The following is a 16,716-nucleotide window of genomic DNA, read 5'->3' as shown; positions in this document are numbered from 1 at the left end:
GTCGGGGTGTCCGCCTCGGTCCGATGCCAGGACGTCCATGAACCCGAGTCGGTCGAGCACGCGGCCAGGAGGCGTGGAGGTCCAGCCATCAACGGTCCGCCTTCCGGCCGCCGATCGATGCGAAGGCCACGCCGAGGACGACGGCGATCGTGAGCGCCAGGGGCCAGGCGCTGGTGCCCTCGTCGCGCAGGACGCCCAGCAGGACCGGCAGGGTCAGGGCGAACACGGCCAGGAACCGGAGAGTCGTGGCCAGAGTGATCATGGTGTCGGCTCCGTTCTCGTCCTCCGGAGCGCCGGCGCCCCGGGTGGGTGAGGCGCCGGCGGGCGCGTACGCCGGCGGGTCGGCGCTATGTCCCGCGCTCGACGATTGCCGCCTCGACCCGCAGCCCGAGCCCGGTCAGCACGAGCAGAGCGGCGAGGAAGCGCCGGGTGTCCTAGAGTTCCGGACCGTTCCGGGTGACGAGCGCGAGGGGGCGGCATGACGGTGGACGGGTTGGCGCGGCGGCACGGGCAGGTGCTGGTCTTCGACGCGGACGACACACTCTGGGAGAACAACGTCGTCTTCGAGCGGGTGATCGACGACTTCCTGGCCTGGCTGGACCACCCCACCCTGGACCGGGTCGAGATCCGGGCGATCCTCGACGACATCGAGCGGGCCAACGCGGTGGCACACGGCTACGGCAGCAAGGTGTTCCTGCGCAGCCTGGGGGACTGCCTGGAGCGGCTGCGCGAACGGCCGGCCACCGAGGCGGAGCGCCTGCAGATCGACCGGTTGGCGGTGGCGTTGGTCGAGCACCGGGTCGAGCTGATGCCGGGGGTGGCCGAGGCGCTCGACGAACTGGCCGGCCGCCACACGTTGCTGCTGCTGACCAAGGGGGAGCAGGAGGAGCAGCAGCGCAAGCTGGACGCGTGCGGCCTGCTGCACCACTTCCAGGCCGCCCACATCGTCAGGGAGAAGGACGTCGACACGTACCGGTGGCTGGCCCGGGAACACGGCTTCGACCCCGCCGGCGCGTGGATGATCGGCAACTCCCCGAAGTCCGACATCCTGCCGGCCCGGGCGGCCGGCATGAACGCCGTGTTCATCCCGAACGAGAACACCTGGGTGCTGGAGCACGACGAGCTGGACCCGACCGACCGGGGCGTGCTGCGGCTGGCCGCCTTCCCCGATTTGCTGTCCCACTTCTGACCCCGAACAGCGTCCGTGATCATGGTCGCGTTACGCGGACATGCCGGTTTTCGCCCTTGAGATGAGTCACGTTCCCACGAGGCTCCGGATGCTTGTCCGGCCTGCGCGGACCCGCCTAACCTGAGCCGGCGCTCGCGGCACTTCGGGGTGTGTCCGGGGGCGTACCGAAGTCCGGTAGTTGGGCACCGTGGAGCTGAGTGCATGCGGGCCGGCTCGCCGTGCTGAGCCCGGCGTGGGCGGCGTGCCACGCCCGCGCACTGCTCAACAGGGCGATGCCCGCTACCACGCCGGACGGCTGGGGGTCAGGACCGGGGAGTTGCGGACCCGGTCCTGACCCGTACCCCGGGGCTTGATTCGGCGCGGGCGGTCCGGCCGCCGCCCGGCCTGACATATCGGAAAAGAACCCCGTTTTCGGGGCAGCGCGGGGAAGCGTCAGGTGTCAGGATCTTGGGAATGAAGCGCAGAACACTCGTCCTCGGGGCGGCGGTGGGCGCGGTCGCACCCGTCGTGGCAACCGGCGCCACTCCGGCCGCGGCCGTGGTCACCGACCCTGACACCGGCGCCACGCCCGGCGCGGCCCGTCCCCCCAAGCACGTCAAGAACCGTGCCGACCTGCTGACCACCCTGCCCCGGGACACCAGGCAGGTCGTCCTCGTCACCGGCAACGGCTACGCCACCACGTACGCCACCCTGGAGACCTTCCGGCAGGCCGGTGGCAGGTGGGTCCCGGTGTCGGCGCCGCTGCCGGCCCGGATCGGTTCGAAGGGCTTCAGCGACAACCACGTCGAGGGCGTGGCCACGACTCCCACGGGCGTCTACTCGTTCGGCCCGACGATCTACGGCATCGCCGCGGACCCGGGCGTGCGCTACCCGTACCACCGGGTGGTGACCAACGACTGGTGGAACGAGAACCCGAACTCGGCGGCGTACAACAGCTTCCAGCACAGCACGACGAACCCGGGTGGATACAGCGAGGCGCTCTGGCAGGAGACCCCCGCGTACACGCACTTCGCGGTGATCACCTACAACATGGCGCCGAACGTGGCGAAGCCCGTGCCGAACGCCGGCAGCGGGATCTTCCTGCACGAGTTCAGCACCACGGCCGGCAACCCCACCGCGGGCTGCGTCAGCCTCTCCCACGCCCACCTGGTCGGCGTGCTGGCCTGGCTGAACCCGGCCGCCAACCCGCGCATCGTGATCTGCCCGACCCAGAACCTGAGCCGGTACTGAGGGCGGGCCCGTCGGGGCGCGGTCACCCAGCGCGTCGTACCTCTCGGATCACGCGCGGGACGACCAGCCGTCAGGTGCCCTCGCCCCGGACGACCGCCACGGCCACCCGGCAGAACTCGTCCATGTCCGGGTTGAAGCCGGCGGCGATGTCGGGGTGCAGGCCCGAGCGGGTCTCGTCCAGCAGCCGCTGGCAGACCTGCTCGACCGGCTCGCCGGCGTAGCTGGCGCGGACCCGGTCGGTGGCTGCCTGGAGCGCCGACGTCAGCTGTTCCTCCAGCGGGATGCGCAGCTTTTCCTGCACGGGATCGAGCCCCCGCGGGTCGAGCGTGACATGTGGCTCCGGCATCGGTGCTCCCTTCGTCGGCGACCGCGGTACCCCACCGCGGACGTCGGTCAAACCCCGGTCGGTACGGCGGCGACCCGCACCTGGTACGAGAAGTCCTCGGCCGGCTCCTCGTGGTACGACAGCCGGCGGATCTGCCGGTCGTCGTCGTAGAGGGCGACGTCCACCAGCACGCCGAGGTGTGCCAGTCCGATGGAGGCCACGCGCTTCTTGTCCTGTAGCACCGCGCACACGCCGCCGAGCAGGGTGCTGGCGTCGGACGTGCGGTGCCCGGGCGGGCAGCGCAGCACCAGGTCCACCTCGATCGGCCCGGGCAACGGCGTCCAGCCGGTGCGCTGGGCCGCCGTGCAGGCGGCCTGGAGCAGTGCGCGGACCCTCGTCGCCTGCCGGTGCCCGGCGGCGAAGATGGACAGCGCCTCGGTCTTGACCGGTGGCAGGCCGCTCACCTCGAACGTCAGGGCGAGAGCGCGGGTGTCCTGCACGGCGGCACCTCCTCGTTGGGGACGATCCTGCCCAACCGCTGGACCGGCAGTGGGATGTTCCCGCGATTACCAACCGATCGGACGGGCTGGGGTCGGCCGGAGGCGTATCGACGTCGACGGCGTACGCGTGGCTGCGGAGCTAGGCAAACGCTAGACCACGACGAGCGCGTCGGGTAGTCGGTCGTTCACCCGGTGGGACGGGGCGGGAAGGCGCAGAACTCGCCATCAGTGATCTTGACCACACCGGGCCGGGTCGACGACTTCCCGCCAGCGTCAGGTTTCGCGACTTCGCAGCTCGGGCAGTGTGGAGGCCACGAAACGTCCGGGGCCGCCGCGCCGCAACCGCGATGCCCCGGTTGTCTCGCCGTGCGCCGGGGCACGGTGCCTTCCCCCGGCTGCTGGCCGACAAGAGGGGAGGGCGAATGAGCCCTGACGAGGCCCGACGTCGACGCCGACCACGGGTACGCGCGCTGGCTGCCGCCGCCGCGTTGACGCTGGTGGCGCCCATGGCCGCCTGCGGTTCCGGTGACGACGGTGGCACACCGACGATCAACCTGTACTACCCACCGGAGCAGAACCTGCAGAAGGTGGTCGACGACTGCAACGCCAAGGCCCAGGGGCGGTACGAGATCGCCTACCGGGTGCTGCCCCGACAGGCCGACGACCAGCGGGTGCAGATGGTGCGCCGGCTGGCCGCCGAGGACACCGGGATGGACGTGCTCGGTCTGGACGTCACCTGGACCCAGGAGTTCGCCAGCGCCGACTGGATCCGCGAGTGGACCGGGCAGGACAAGGCCGAAGTCGAACAGGGCACCCTGGCCGGTCCGCTCGAGACGGCCCGCTACCAGGACAAGCTCTACGCCGCGCCGAAGAACACCAACGTCCAGCTGCTCTGGTATCGCAAGGACCTGGTGTCGCAGCCGCCGAAGACCTGGGACCAGATGATCGCGGCGGCCCAGCAGCTCAAGGAGCAGGGCAAGCCGTACCAGGTGCTCACCATGGGCGCCCAGTACGAGGGCCTCGTCGTCCTCTACAACACCCTCGCCGAGAGCGCCGGCGGGAAGATCCTCAGCGACGACGGCAAGCAGGCCGTCATGGACGCCGGCACCGTGCGGGCGCTGGAGCAGTTGCAACGCTTCGCCACCTCCGGGGTGACCTCGCCGTCGTTCAGCAACGCCACCGAGGACCCGGTCCGGCTGGAGTTCCAGTCCGGCGGCGGGGCGTTCCAGGTGAACTGGCCGTTCGTCTACCCGGCGCTGCAGGAGGCGAACCCGGAGCTGGCCAAGCAGGTCACCTGGGCGCGGATGCCCGGCATCGACGAGAACACCCCGAGCAAGGTGACCATCGGCGGGGTGAACATGGCGGTCAGCGCGTACTCGAAGCACCCGGAGTTGTCCTTCGAGGCGGCCCGGTGCATCCGCGACGCCGAGCACCAGAAGTTCTCCGCGATCAACGACGGGGTGCCGCCGACCATCGAGCGGGTCTACGACGAACCGGAGATGGCCGAGGCGTACCCGATGAAGGACACCATCCTGGAGGAGCTCAAGGAGCCGGCGACCCGGCCGCTCACCCCGGCCTACCAGAGCATCTCCACCGTGATGTCGGCGATCCTGTCGCCGCCGTCGGCGATCCGCCCACAGGAGACCGCCGACGAGCTGCGCGGCGCCATCGCCGACGCCCTGCAATCCAAGGGGGTACTCCCATGAGTCTGCCGGCCACGCCGACCGGGGCGGACCTGACCGCCGAGGAGACCACCCGCACCAGCGGCCGGCACGCCGCCGTGCCGACCCAGCGGGCCGGCCGCGGCAAGGCGCGGCTGAGCGAGAACAAGAAGGCCGAACGCAAGCTCGGTTGGCTGCTCTGCGCGCCCGCCGCGCTGGTCATGGTCGCGGTCACCGCGTACCCGATCATCTACTCGGTGTGGCTGTCGCTGCAGCGCTTCGACCTGCGCTTCCCGGACCAGCGTGAGTTCATCGGCCTGGAGAACTACGCCACCGTGCTGAGCAACGACTTCTGGTGGACCGCGTTCGGCGTCACCATGCTGATCACGGTCGTGACGGTGGCCGTCGAGCTGGTGCTCGGCATGGGGCTGGCGCTGATCATGCACCGGACCCTGATCGGGCGGGGTCTGGTCCGGACCTCCGCGCTGATTCCCTACGGGATCGTCACCGTGGTCGCCGCCTTCTCCTGGCGGTACGCCTGGACGCCGGGCACCGGCTACCTGGCGAACGTGTTCAGCGACGGCGCCCCGCTCACCGAGCGCGCCAGCTCCCTGGCGATCATCATGCTGGCGGAGATCTGGAAGACCACCCCGTTCATGGCACTGCTGCTGATGGCCGGGCTGGCCCTGGTGCCGGAGGACCTGCTCAAGGCCGCCTCCACCGACGGCGCCACCGCCTGGCAGCGCTTCACCAAGGTGATGCTGCCGGTGATGAAACCGGCGATCCTGGTGGCGCTGCTGTTCCGCACGCTGGACGCGTTCCGGGTGTTCGACAACATCTTCGTGCTGACCGCGGGCGGCAACGAGACCTCGTCGGTGTCGATGCTCGCCTACAACAACCTGATCCGGGGCCTCAACCTCGGCATCGGGTCGACGATGTCGGTGCTGATCTTCATCACCGTGGCGATCATCGCCTTCGTCTTCGTGAAGCTGTTCGGTACCGCTGCTCCCGGCAGCGACGACGGGGAGAGGCGCTGAGATGGCCACCGAGACCACCACCCGAGCCCGAGTGCGCTGGGGCCTGCTGGACGTCATCGTGGTCGTCTTCGCGCTGATCCCGGTGCTGTGGATCGCATCGCTGTCGTTCAAGACGCCGGCCACCCTCACCGACGGGAAGTTCATCCCCCGCGAGTGGACGCTGGACAACTACCGCACGATCTTCGACACCGACCAATTCGTCCGGGCGCTGGTCAACTCGATCGGCATCGCACTGATCGCCACGCTCATCGCGGTGGTGCTCGGCGCGATGGCGGCGTACGCGATCAGCCGGCTGGACTTCCCCGGCAAGGGCCTGCTGGTCGGGGTGTCACTGCTGATCGCGATGTTCCCGCAGGTGTCGCTGGTGTCGCCGCTGTTCGAGATCGAGCGGCAGCTCGGCCTCTTCGACACGTGGCCCGGGCTGATCCTGCCGTACATCACCTTCGCGCTGCCGCTGGCGATCTACACGTTGTCCGCGTTCTTCAAGCAGATCCCGTGGGACCTGGAGAAGGCCGCGAAGATGGACGGCGCCACCCAGGGCCAGGCGTTCCGGCGGGTGATCGCGCCGCTCGCGGCGCCGGGGTTGTTCACCACCGCGATCCTGGTCTTCATCTTCTGCTGGAACGACTTCCTCTTCGCCATCACGCTGACCTCCACCGAGCGAGCCCGCACGGTGCCGGTCGCGCTGTCGTTCTTCACCGGCGAGTCGCAGTTCGAGGACCCCACCGGGGCGATCTGCGCCGCCGCCGTGGTGATCACCATTCCGATCATCCTGTTCGTCCTCTTCTTCCAGCGCCGCATCGTGTCCGGCCTGACCTCCGGCGCAGTCAAGGGATAGGTGATAGTCGTGGCTGACATCGTGCTCGACAAGGTGAGCAAGAGCTTCCCGGACGGGACCGTCGCGGTGCAGGACGTGGACCTGGAGATCGCCGACGGCGAGTTCGTGATCCTGGTCGGCCCGTCCGGATGCGGGAAGTCCACCACCCTCAACATGATCGCGGGCCTGGAGGACATCAGCTCCGGTGAGCTGCGCATCGGCGGTCAGCGGGTCAACGACAAGGCCCCCCGGGACCGGGACATCGCGATGGTGTTCCAGTCGTACGCGCTGTACCCGAACATGACCGTGCGGGAGAACATGGCCTTCCCGCTGCGGCTGGCGAAGCTGGACAAGGAGACCATCAACCAGAAGGTCGACGACGCGGCCAAGGTGCTGGAGCTGACCGCGCTGCTGGACCGCAAGCCGGCCAACCTCTCCGGCGGGCAGCGCCAGCGGGTGGCGATGGGCCGCGCGATCGTCCGGCAGCCCAAGGCGTTCCTGATGGACGAGCCGCTGTCGAACCTGGACGCCAAGCTGCGGGTGCAGATGCGCACGGTGGTGTCCCGGCTGCAGAAGCAGCTCGGCACCACGACCGTCTACGTCACCCACGACCAGACCGAGGCGATGACCCTGGGCGACCGGGTGGTGATCATGCGCGGGGGAGCGGTGCAGCAGGTCGGCCCGCCGCAAGAGCTGTACGACCACCCGCGCAACCTCTTCGTGGCCGGCTTCATCGGCTCGCCGTCGATGAACTTCCTGCACGCCGCGGTGCAGGACGGCCGGCTGCGTACCGCGCTCGGCGACGTGCCGATCGGCGACCGGATCCGTCGGCAGCTGGAGGCGGGCGACGCACCCCGCGAGCTGATCCTCGGCATCCGACCCGAACACTTCGAGGACGCCGAGCTGGTCGACGAGGACACCCGCCGCCGCGGCATGGAGTTCGAGGCGCCGGTGGAGATTGTCGAGTCGATGGGCTCGGACAAGTACGTCTACTTCTCCGTCGAGGGGGAGCGGGCCAGCGCCGCCGAGTTGGAGGAACTGGCCGCCGACGCGGGCGCGGCGGACTTCACCGGGGCGGGCGACAACCTGGTCACCCGGCTGTCCGCCGAGTCGCCGGTGGCCGAGGGGCAGTCCCGCCGGGTCTGGTTCAACCTGGAGAAGATCCACCTGTTCGACCCGGCCAACGGGCGCAACCTCACCCTGCACGAGGGTCGGGCGGCCGGCGCGCTCGCCGACTGACGGCGTCCACCGTGACGGGGCCGGCGGGATCACCCGCCGGCCCCGTCGTGTCCTGCGGCGGGCGGCCGGCCGTGGCAAGGTGGTCGCAGGTCGCGTCGTGAAGCGGGGTGCGGATGAACCGACGACTGGCCGCGCTGGCCAAGGCGCACGGCGTGTCCACCTGGTACGAGGACTGGCGGCACCGCCGCGTCGAGATCGCCCCGGAGACCGTCGTCGGCGTGCTCGGCCTGCTCGGGGTGGACGCCACCACCCCGGCGGCCGTGGCGGACGCGCTCGCCGCCGCCCGGCCCGTCGACCCCGAGGCCCTGCCCGACACGGTGGTGCTGACCGAGGGCGCCACCCGGGTCCTGCCCGGCCCCGGCGTCGTGACGCTGGAGGACGGTGGCCGTCGGCCGGTCGACGGCGAGCTGCCGGCGGACCTGCCGCTGGGCTGGCACCGGCTGGCCTGCGCCAACCGGGAGGTGACGCTGGTCGTGGTGCCGCGCCGACTGCCGGTGCCGCCGCGCACCTGGGGCTGGATGCTCCAGCTCTACGCGCTCACCTCCGAGCGGTCCTGGGGCATGGGCGACCTGGGCGACCTGGCCGAGTTCACCGACTGGGCCGGTGCCACCGGCGCGGGGCTGGTGCTGCTCAACCCGCTGCACGCGGTCGGGCCGGCGCACCCGGTGGCCGCCTCGCCGTACTCGCCGGCCAGCCGCCGTTTCGTCAACCCCCTCTACCTGCGGGTCACCGACACCGCCGCGTACCGGGCGGCGGATCCGGCGACCCGGGCGGTGGTGGACGCGCTGCGCCCGGACCGCGGTGACCTGATCGACTACGACGCGGTGTGGACCGCCAAACGGCACGCCCTGGAGCTGCTGCACCCGTACGCCGGGCCGGTCGACCTGGCGGCGGACCCGGCCCTGACCGCCTTCGCCACCTGGTGCGCGCTCGCCGAGCGGCACGGCAACGACTGGCGGGCCTGGCCCGCGGAGCTGCACGACCCGGACAGCCCGGCGGTCGCCGAGCAGCGCCGCGGGCTGGCCGACCGGGTGGCCTTCCACGCCTGGCTGCAACAGCTCTGCGACGAGCAGCTCGACGCCGTCACCGCGGCGGCCCGGGCGGCCGGGATGCCGGTCGGCGTGGTGCACGACCTGGCCGTCGGCATCGACCCCGGCGGTGCGGACGGGTGGCAGCTCGCCGACGTGCTGGCCCAGGGGGTACGGGTCGGCGCTCCACCGGACGACTTCAACCAGCTCGGCCAGGACTGGGGGCTGGCCGCGTGGCGGCCGGACCGGCTCGCCGCCGCCGGCTACGCGGCCTACCGCGACATGCTGCGACGGACCCTGCGCCACGCCGGCGGCCTGCGGGTCGACCACGTGGCCGGGCTGTGGCGGCTGTGGTGGGTGCCGCCCGGCGCGGGAGCCGCCGAGGGCACCTACGTCCGCTACGACGCCGAGGCGATGCTCGGCATCCTGGCCCTGGAGGCGCAGCGAGCCGGCGCGGTGGTGGTCGGTGAGGACCTGGGCACCGTGCAGCCGGCGGTGACCAGGGGGCTGCGCCGGCGCAACATGCTCGGCTCGACGGTGCTCTGGTTCGCCCGGGACGAGGCGGGCGGGTTCGTGCCGCCGGCCCGGTGGCCGCGCAACGCGCTGGCCACCGTCTCCACCCACGACCTGCCGACCGCGCCGGGCTTCCTCTCCGGTGAGCACGTGCGGGTACGCGCCGAGCTGAAACTGCTCAGCACCGACGTGGCCGTGGAACGGGACCGGGCCCAGGCCGACCGGAACGAGCTGCTGGCCATGCTGCGTGCCGAGGGGTTGCTGCCCCACACCGACGAGCCGGACGACGACGAGGTGGTGGTGGCCATGCACGCCGCGCTCGCCGCGAGCCCGACCCGCCTGCTCGGCGTCTCCCTCTACGACGTGCTGGGCGAGCTGCGCCAGCCCAACATGCCGGGCACAGTGGACGAGTATCCGAACTGGCGGCTGCCGTTGCCAGCCACCGTGGCGCAGATCCGTGCGGACCCGCGGGTGGCCCGGATCGCCGAGCTGCTCACGGCGGCCCGCGCACGACCGGCCCGCCCGTCACCTGCCGGCCCGTCCACCGGGTAGTTCCGCCCGCGGCCGGTCACTTCGCGCCGCGAGGCCCGGCCGGCGCGAAAAGCGGTTGCTCGAAGATCAGGAAGCCTCGATGCTGTGCCGATGGATTTCGCCGACACGGTGCGGGCCTGGCAGACCGACGGCTTCGTCATTCTTCCCGGATTCCTGTCCACGGACGAGTTGGCGTCGGCGGTGCGGGAGCTGGAGCTGCTGTTCCCCTCGGCCGAGGGGTTCCACGACGGCACCGACCCACGCCGTGAGCGCTTCCTCGGCGACGAGTTCGCCGGCATCGACACCTTCCCGTTCGCCAGCACGGAGATCAGCCTCCTGGCGGTGCACGACCGCATCCTGGCGCTCGCGCGGGCGCTACTGGGCGACGACGACATCCACCTCTACGGAGCGGAGTCCTGGGCCAAGTACACCGGCGCCTGCGACTACGACCAGGAGTTGCACCGCGACTACCTCAACCACACCATCCTGGTGCCCAGCACCACCCCCGGCTGCCAGCAGGTGGAAATGTTCGTCTTCCTCAATGACGTCCCGGAGGAACTCGGGCCGCCGCACCTGGTCTCCCGTACGCGCACCGCCGACCTGCCCGCGGTGCCCAACTGGCTGCCGCGCGTCGATCGGGCGGGCGCGGGCCGCTTCGTCGACTGCGACGGTCGTGCGGACCTGTACGAGGCGGAGGTGTCCGGCGCCGGCCCCGCCGGAACGGTCATCGCCTTCGACCCCGGAACCTTCCACCGCGGGACCGGCCTCACCGCACCGCGTGGCGCCCGGTACAGCATGCAGGTGTGCTTCCGACCGGCGGCGGTGCAGTGGGGGCAGCGCGTCGGCTGGGCGGTGCGCAGTTGGACGCCCGAGTGGGTCGACCTGGTCGGCCGGGCCAGCCCTCGTCAGCTTCGGGCGCTCGGCTTCCCGCCGCCCGGTCACCGGTACTGGACGCCGGAGACGCTCGCCGGCATGGCGCTGCGCTACCCGACGCTCGACCTCGTACCCTGGCGGGCGGCCGATGCCGGCGAGGGCGACACGTAGAGCCGGCCGGTCAGCTGGGCCAGGCGACGCGCAGGGTTGTCAGCAGTTCTCGCTTCTGTGAGCAGACATACGAATACGTGAGTATTAGTGTCGGTCTCATGAAGCTTGCCGAGTGGGCGCGCCGTAACGGGGTGCACCCGCAGACCGCGTACCGATGGTTCCGCGAGGGAACCATGCCGGTACCCGCTCGGCGTCTTCCGTCGGGAACGATCATGGTGGATGTTGTCAGTGACGACACCCCGGGGCCAGGTGGTTGTCTACGCCCGGGTGTCGTCGGTCGATCAGCGAGCCGACCTTGACCGGCAGGTCGCCCGGGTGGCCGGTTGGGTCACCGGGCAGAACATGGTCGTCTCCGGCGTGGTGACCGAGGTCGGCTCCGCCTTGAACGGCCGAGGTAAGAAGTTCCTCGGGCTGCTGCGCGACCCGTCCGTGAGGACGATCGTGGTCAAGCATCGGGACCGGTTCGCTCGGTTCGGCGCCGAGTACGTTGAGGCGGCGTTGGCCGCCCAGGGCCGCCGGCTGTTGGTCGCCGACCCGGTCGAGGTGGACGACGACCTGGTGCGGGACGTGACGGAGATCCTGACCAGCCTGTGCGCCCGGCTGTACGGCCGCCGGGCCGCGGCGAAGCGCGCCAGCCGCGCGGTGGCCGCGGCCACCGCCGAGGACGAGTCGTGAAGCGGTACGAGCCGCCGGCCGGCTGGACCGTGCAGGCGTACCGGTTCGTCCTGCACCCGAGTGACGCCCAGGTTCTCGGTCTGCGCCGTAACACCGGTGCGGCCCGGTTCGCCTACAACCACATGCTGCGCCGGGTCAGCGCGGTGAAGACGCAACGGGCTGCCGAGGCCAGCTACGGGGTGGCCGAGGTCGACCTGACGCCGTGGCAGGGCTGGTCCCTGCCGGAGCTGCGGCGGACCTGGAACGAGATCAAGCAGTGGGTGGCGCCGTGGTGGGCGCAGTGCTCCAAGGAGGCGTTCAACACCGGGCTGGCGAACCTGTCCGCGGCGCTGGGTAACTGGCACGTCTCGCGTTCCGGTGCCCGCAAGGGCCGCCGGATGGGCTGGCCCCGGACCAGAAGGAAGCACGGTCGCAGGTCGGCCCGGTTCACCACCGGCGCGATCCGGGTCGACCCCGGCTACCGGCACGTGGTGCTGCCCCGGCTGGGCCGCATCCGCACCCACGAGTCCACCCGTAAGCTGGCCCGCCGGGTGAAGGCCGGCACCGCGACGATCCTGTCCGCCACGGTCACTGAGACCGCCGGACGGTGGTTCTGCTCGTTCCAGGTCGCCGTGCGGCGCACGGTCGCACGGCCGGCGCACGCGCCGAAGGCCGGCCGGGTGGTCGGGGTGGACGCCGGGATCAAGCACCTGGCCGTGTTCTCTACCGGCGAGATGGTGCCGAACCCGGCGCCGTTCAAGGCCGCGTTGAAGAAACTCGGCAAGGCGCAGCGCCGTGCTGCCCGGCGGATCGGCCCCTACGACCCGCAGGCCAGGCGCAAGCGGACCGCGTCGAACCGGTGGCAACGGGCACAGGACGCGGTGGCTCGACTGCACGCCACGGTCGCGGCCGTCCGCGCCGACTCGTGGCACCAGCTCACCACCCGCCTGGCGCAGCAGTTCACCACGGTCGTCGTGGAGGACCTCCACGTGGCTGGGATGGTGCGTAACCGCAAGCTGGCCCGGTCCCTGACCGACGCCGCCCCGGCGACGCTGCGCCGGCACCTCGGCTACAAGACCGACTGGTACGGCAGCACGCTGCACGTCGCCGACCGGTGGTACCCCAGCTCCAAGACGTGCTCCGCCTGCAGCACGGTGAAACCCAAGCTGTCGCTGGCCGAGCGTACGTTCCACTGCACCGCGTGCAGCCTGTCCCTGGACCGCGACGTCAACGCCGCACGTAATCTTGCCGCGCTCGTGCGGCACGTCGACCTGGAGTTGCCGGGCGACGCAAAAACAGGACGTGGAGCCTACGTAAGACCCGTAAGACCTGCATACGCAGGCGGGGCTGCGGGCCGTGAAGCGTCTAGACCGGTTCATCCGGTCAACGTCGCCCGGCAACGGACGACTGCCAATCAGGAGTCACGTTTGCTCACTGAAAGGTAACGGTAGCCCGAGGAAGTCCGCGTACCCGCTGAGGGTCTGCTCCACCCGGGCCCGTTCGCGGGCGGTCATTGGCACCAGCGGGCGCACCGTCACGGTGACGGCGGTCCGGGCGACGCTGCGCTTCCACACGCCGACCACCCGGCCGGCGCGCACCACCGTGGCCTGGAAGATCCCGTTGTTGCCGGGGACCACGGCGTCGCGGTGGGCGGGGTCGAGCATCAGCGACCGGTCCCGATAGCCGAGCAGGTACTCGTCGAACCCGGCCAGCGCGAGCACGTCGTCGACCGGTGCGCGCGCCGCGTCCGGCAGCGCCGCGTCGACGTGCATGTCCTCGCCGTCCACCCGCACGATCGCCAGCGCGTCGCCGGCGGCGGCCAGGCCGCGCCGTGCGTCGGTCAGCGTCAGGCCGGTCCAGCCGGCGAACTCCCGCGCGGTGACCGGCCCGTGCCCGCGCACGTAGCGCTGGGCCAGCACGGCCAGCGCCTCCTCCCGGTCGAGCCGGCGCGGCGCTGGTGCCCACTCGTCGAGCCGGGCGAACGTCTGCTCGGTGCCGACGTTCGGCGCCAGGCACGTCACCCCGCGCACGCTGGCGTACCACAGCAGGTGGTAGCCGCGCTGGCCGTCGGTGTCGAAGCCGGCCGCGCGCAGGGTGGCCAGGCACTGCGCCCGGGTGAGCCGGCCCCCACCGGCGAGCGCGGCGCCGAGCACGTCGGCAGCCCGGTCGACGTCGGCCTCGGTCAGCCCGAGCTGCGTGCGGCGGGTCGCCGCGGCGGACAGCGCGCGGACGCCGGTCAGCTCCAGCATCCAGCGCGCGTCGGCCGGTGGGACGAGGTGCACGGTGCCGCGCATCGGCCAGGTACGCAGCGCCTCCCGCCGCTCCAGCGCGGCCTGCACGTCGGTCAGACGGTGCCCGGGCAGTCGGCTGCCCAGTGACCATAACCCGCTGGCCAGGTCCTGCGCCTGCATCGCGCCGAACCACTCGACCACGTCGGCGACGGTGCCGGGTCGGAGGCTCGGGTGTGGACGCAGCAGCAAACTGGTCATCCGCAGCGCGAGCGCGTCGGTCGCGGTGAGGTCGACAGGCATTCGGCGGCCCTTCCGGAGGAGGAACACCAGACTAGGAGCACCCCCGACCACATTGCGACCACCGCTGTTCGGCAGGCAGGGGCCCTCCTTGGCGTCGCTGGGCGTACGGAGGTGGCGGATCGGCGCCCCAGCATCGGGATCATCGACGCCACCATCCCGGCTGCTCCGATCGCCACGGCGCTCCGGCTGCCCAGCGTTTCGCCGGGTATGCCTCCGAGCGTGCTGCCGACGACGGGCCCTGACCGATTCCGCCGGTGGTGGCGTGCAGCCCGACCGGGCGGCTGGCGGGAAAGGATCCCGGACGGTGGGGGCATAACCGCCGGCGCGATGGGGAAGCGGCCGACCGGAAGTGCGCGCGCCGCGCGTGCGGAAGGGAGAGTCATGACTGCCGCAAGCGAACCGGTCCGGGGTGCCGGCGAACCGGCGCGGTCCCGGGCCGACCGGTCCGGCACCGGCGCCAAGACCAGCGCGGCCGCCACCTTCGCCCTGGTGTTCGGGGTGTCTGGCCTGATCAGCGTCCTGACCGCGATCCTCGCCTGGCTCGGGCTGATCCTCGGCATCATCGGGATCATCCTGGGCATCGTCGGGCTCAAGATGGCGCGCCGCCCTGGCGTCACCGGCCGGGGGGTCGCGATCGGCGGTCTGGTGCTCAGCATCCTGGCGGTGCTGATCGGGTTGGGCCTGGCCGCGGGCATCAGCACCTTCATCAACAACGAGGGCGCGGTGGACCGCCTCCAGAACCAGGTCGACAACCTGCGCGACAAGCTCAACGACTAGATCCTGCTTCGCCGCCCTCTCTCGGCGGCTCACGCTTTGTGAAGAGGAGTACGGTCGCGACCCCGTGGTCCGCGCCCTTTGCTCTGCTTCACCGCAGGCAACAGCTGCCCAGCGTCACTAGCGCGCCTGGCGCTCCGGACCAGCGGTACGAGACGGCCGCTGCTCAACGGTGGTGTTGCGTGGGGTGAAGCAGAGCAGAGGGGCGGCACGGGGTCGGGCGGGCCGCCGGCACATGACGCGGTGTCACGACGGCGGTGTCATGACCGCGGTGTCGCGGCGGGGCGGGCGGCACCGATGGCACGCGCCCATGGCTTGTGGCGGCCGCACCGTCGTGGGACCGGGGAGATGCAGCCGGCGTACCGGCCGGGTCGCCCAGTAGGGTGATCGGCGTGCTCCGCCAGGTCACCGCCATTCGCTACGTCACCCCGCTGCGCGAGGGCGGCTCGCTGCCCGGCGTGGTCGAGGCCGACGACCTCGGCACGTACGTGGCGAAGTTCCGCGGCGCCGGCCAGGGCCCCAAGGCACTGGTCGCCGAGGTGATCTGCGGCGAGCTGGCCCGCCGGCTCGACCTGCGGGTGCCGCCGCTGGTGGTGCTCGACATCGACCCGGTCATCGGGCGGGCCGAGCCGGACCAGGAGGTGCAGGAGCTGCTGCGCAACAGCGGCGGTGCGAACCTGGGGATGGACTTCCTGCCCGGGGCGCTGGGCTTCGACCCGATGGCGCACCCCGTCGACCCGGCGTTGGCCTCCCGGGTGCTGTGGTTCGACGCGTACGTGGAGAACGTCGACCGCAGCTGGCGCAACCCGAACCTGCTGGTCTGGCACCGCGAGCTGTGGCTCATCGACCACGGGGCGTCGCTGTACTTCCACCACAACTGGCCGCGGGCCGAGGCCAACGTGTATCGGGCCTACCGCGGCGAGGACCACGTGCTCGCGCCGTACGCCAACCGGCTGGCCGAGGCCGACGCCGAGCTGGCGCCGCGGGTCACCCCGGAGCTGCTCACCGAGGTGCTGGCGCTGGTGCCGGAGGAATGGCTGGCTGGGGCGGACTTCGACTCGGCCGGCGCCGCCCGGGCGGCGTACGTGGCGCACCTGTCCCGGCGGGTCGCCCGGACCGCCGACTGGCTGCCGCAGGGGAGCGCGTCGTGAGGCAGCCCTTCGAGTACGCGCTCATCCGGCTGGTGCCCCGCATCGAGCGCGGCGAGCAGATCAACGTCGGCGTGCTGCTCTACTGCCAGCAGCGCGACTTCCTGGCCGCGCGGACCCACCTGGACGCCGACCGGGTCCGCGCGCTGGCACCCGAGATCGACCTGCCGGCGGTGGCCGCGGTGCTCGACGCCTGGGACCGGACCTGCGCCGGCGACGGCCCGGCGACCAGGATGCGGCTCGGCGAGCGGTTCCACTGGCTGGCCGCACCGCGCAGCACGATGATCCAGACCGGGCCCGTGCACACCGGGCTCACCGCCGACCCGGCGGCGGAGCTGGACCGGCTGATGGACGCCCTGGTCCGCTGACCGACCCGTGATCGTCGCTCGGCGAGCGACCGGACTGCCCTGATCGCGCCACGGCGGCGACCGGGCTGCCCTGATCGCGCCACGGCGGCGACCGGGCTCCCCTGATCGCGCTACGCCAGCGACGCTG

16 protein-coding genes and 1 pseudogene are annotated in these 16,716 nt (G+C 71.6%); 13 read left to right on the top strand and 4 right to left on the bottom strand.

Annotated features, from left to right (window positions below):
• Positions 1–88: 88 nt before the first annotated feature.
• Positions 89–262 (bottom strand): hypothetical protein, encoded by a 174-nt coding sequence (locus ACFOW4_RS06410; RefSeq protein WP_377525380.1) that lies wholly within the window; start codon positions 260–262, stop codon positions 89–91.
• 216 nt (positions 263–478) lie between these two features.
• On the opposite strand from ACFOW4_RS06410, the gene ACFOW4_RS06405 reads away from it, so the two are divergent.
• Both ACFOW4_RS06405 and ACFOW4_RS06400 read left to right on the top strand, forming a co-directional pair.
• Entirely contained in the window at positions 479–1,189 is a 711-nt protein-coding gene (locus ACFOW4_RS06405; protein ID WP_377525379.1) for an HAD family hydrolase, read from the top strand.
• 453 nt (positions 1,190–1,642) lie between these two features.
• Entirely contained in the window at positions 1,643–2,419 is a 777-nt protein-coding gene (locus tag ACFOW4_RS06400) for a L,D-transpeptidase (RefSeq protein WP_377525377.1), read from the top strand.
• Positions 2,420–2,489: 70 nt separating this feature from the next.
• Here ACFOW4_RS06400 and ACFOW4_RS06395 read toward each other — a convergent pair whose 3' ends face one another.
• Entirely contained in the window at positions 2,490–2,765 is a 276-nt protein-coding gene (locus ACFOW4_RS06395) for a hypothetical protein (protein WP_377525376.1), read from the bottom strand.
• 47 nt (positions 2,766–2,812) lie between these two features.
• Positions 2,813–3,244, bottom strand: a complete 432-nt coding sequence (locus tag ACFOW4_RS06390) for a hypothetical protein (protein WP_377525373.1) — start codon at positions 3,242–3,244, stop codon at positions 2,813–2,815.
• A gap of 422 nt (positions 3,245–3,666) precedes the next feature.
• Here ACFOW4_RS06390 and ACFOW4_RS06385 point away from each other — a divergent pair, with 422 nt between their 5' ends.
• From ACFOW4_RS06385 to tnpB, 8 genes and pseudogenes are all read left to right on the top strand, one after another.
• On the top strand, positions 3,667–4,950 hold the full coding sequence (locus tag ACFOW4_RS06385; RefSeq protein WP_377525371.1) for an ABC transporter substrate-binding protein: 1,284 nt from the start codon (positions 3,667–3,669) through the stop codon (positions 4,948–4,950).
• Complete coding sequence (locus tag ACFOW4_RS06380; RefSeq protein WP_377525368.1) at positions 4,947–5,942, top strand: carbohydrate ABC transporter permease; 996 nt, start codon at positions 4,947–4,949, stop codon at positions 5,940–5,942. Before ACFOW4_RS06385 ends, ACFOW4_RS06380 begins: the two co-directional genes overlap by 4 nt.
• 1 nt (position 5,943) lies before the next feature.
• Positions 5,944–6,780, top strand: a complete 837-nt coding sequence (locus ACFOW4_RS06375) for a carbohydrate ABC transporter permease (RefSeq protein ID WP_377525366.1) — start codon at positions 5,944–5,946, stop codon at positions 6,778–6,780.
• 9 nt (positions 6,781–6,789) lie between these two features.
• On the top strand, positions 6,790–7,998 hold the full coding sequence (locus ACFOW4_RS06370) for an ABC transporter ATP-binding protein (RefSeq protein ID WP_377525364.1): 1,209 nt from the start codon (positions 6,790–6,792) through the stop codon (positions 7,996–7,998).
• 113 nt (positions 7,999–8,111) lie between these two features.
• Complete coding sequence (gene malQ / locus ACFOW4_RS06365) at positions 8,112–10,091, top strand: 4-alpha-glucanotransferase (RefSeq protein WP_377525363.1); 1,980 nt, start codon at positions 8,112–8,114, stop codon at positions 10,089–10,091.
• A 90-nt stretch (positions 10,092–10,181) separates the two neighbouring features.
• Entirely contained in the window at positions 10,182–11,114 is a 933-nt protein-coding gene (locus ACFOW4_RS06360; RefSeq protein ID WP_377525362.1) for a phytanoyl-CoA dioxygenase family protein, read from the top strand.
• A 98-nt stretch (positions 11,115–11,212) separates the two neighbouring features.
• Positions 11,213–11,789: pseudogene (locus ACFOW4_RS06355) on the top strand (IS607 family transposase).
• The gene (tnpB, locus tag ACFOW4_RS06350; RefSeq protein ID WP_377525360.1) at positions 11,786–13,213 is read left to right on the top strand and encodes an IS607 family element RNA-guided endonuclease TnpB; all 1,428 of its coding nucleotides are present in this window, start codon (positions 11,786–11,788) and stop codon (positions 13,211–13,213) included. The pseudogene ACFOW4_RS06355 and the gene tnpB overlap by 4 nt, the downstream one beginning before the upstream one ends.
• Here tnpB and ACFOW4_RS06345 read toward each other — a convergent pair.
• A complete protein-coding gene (locus ACFOW4_RS06345) occupies positions 13,190–14,299 on the bottom strand; it encodes a winged helix DNA-binding domain-containing protein (protein ID WP_377525358.1) in 1,110 nt (369 codons plus the stop codon). The two genes, tnpB and ACFOW4_RS06345, sit on opposite strands and share 24 nt — an antisense overlap.
• 381 nt (positions 14,300–14,680) lie before the next feature.
• On the opposite strand from ACFOW4_RS06345, the gene ACFOW4_RS06340 reads away from it, so the two are divergent.
• The 3 genes from ACFOW4_RS06340 (at position 14,681) to ACFOW4_RS06330 (ending at position 16,589) form a co-directional block, all read left to right on the top strand.
• Complete coding sequence (locus tag ACFOW4_RS06340; RefSeq protein ID WP_377525355.1) at positions 14,681–15,076, top strand: hypothetical protein; 396 nt, start codon at positions 14,681–14,683, stop codon at positions 15,074–15,076.
• Between the two features lie 389 nt (positions 15,077–15,465).
• Positions 15,466–16,224 (top strand): HipA family kinase, encoded by a 759-nt coding sequence (locus ACFOW4_RS06335; protein WP_377525353.1) that lies wholly within the window; start codon positions 15,466–15,468, stop codon positions 16,222–16,224.
• Positions 16,221–16,589, top strand: coding sequence for a DUF3037 domain-containing protein (locus tag ACFOW4_RS06330; protein WP_377525350.1), 369 nt, complete (start codon positions 16,221–16,223; stop codon positions 16,587–16,589). The genes ACFOW4_RS06335 and ACFOW4_RS06330 overlap by 4 nt, the downstream gene beginning before the upstream one ends.
• The last annotated feature ends 127 nt before the right edge of the window (positions 16,590–16,716 follow it).

This window comes from Micromonospora sp. GCM10011542 (assembly GCF_042650685.1).
Classification (GTDB): Bacteria; Actinomycetota; Actinomycetes; order Mycobacteriales; family Micromonosporaceae; genus Micromonospora.
This window is presented reverse-complemented; position numbering and strand designations above follow the sequence as displayed.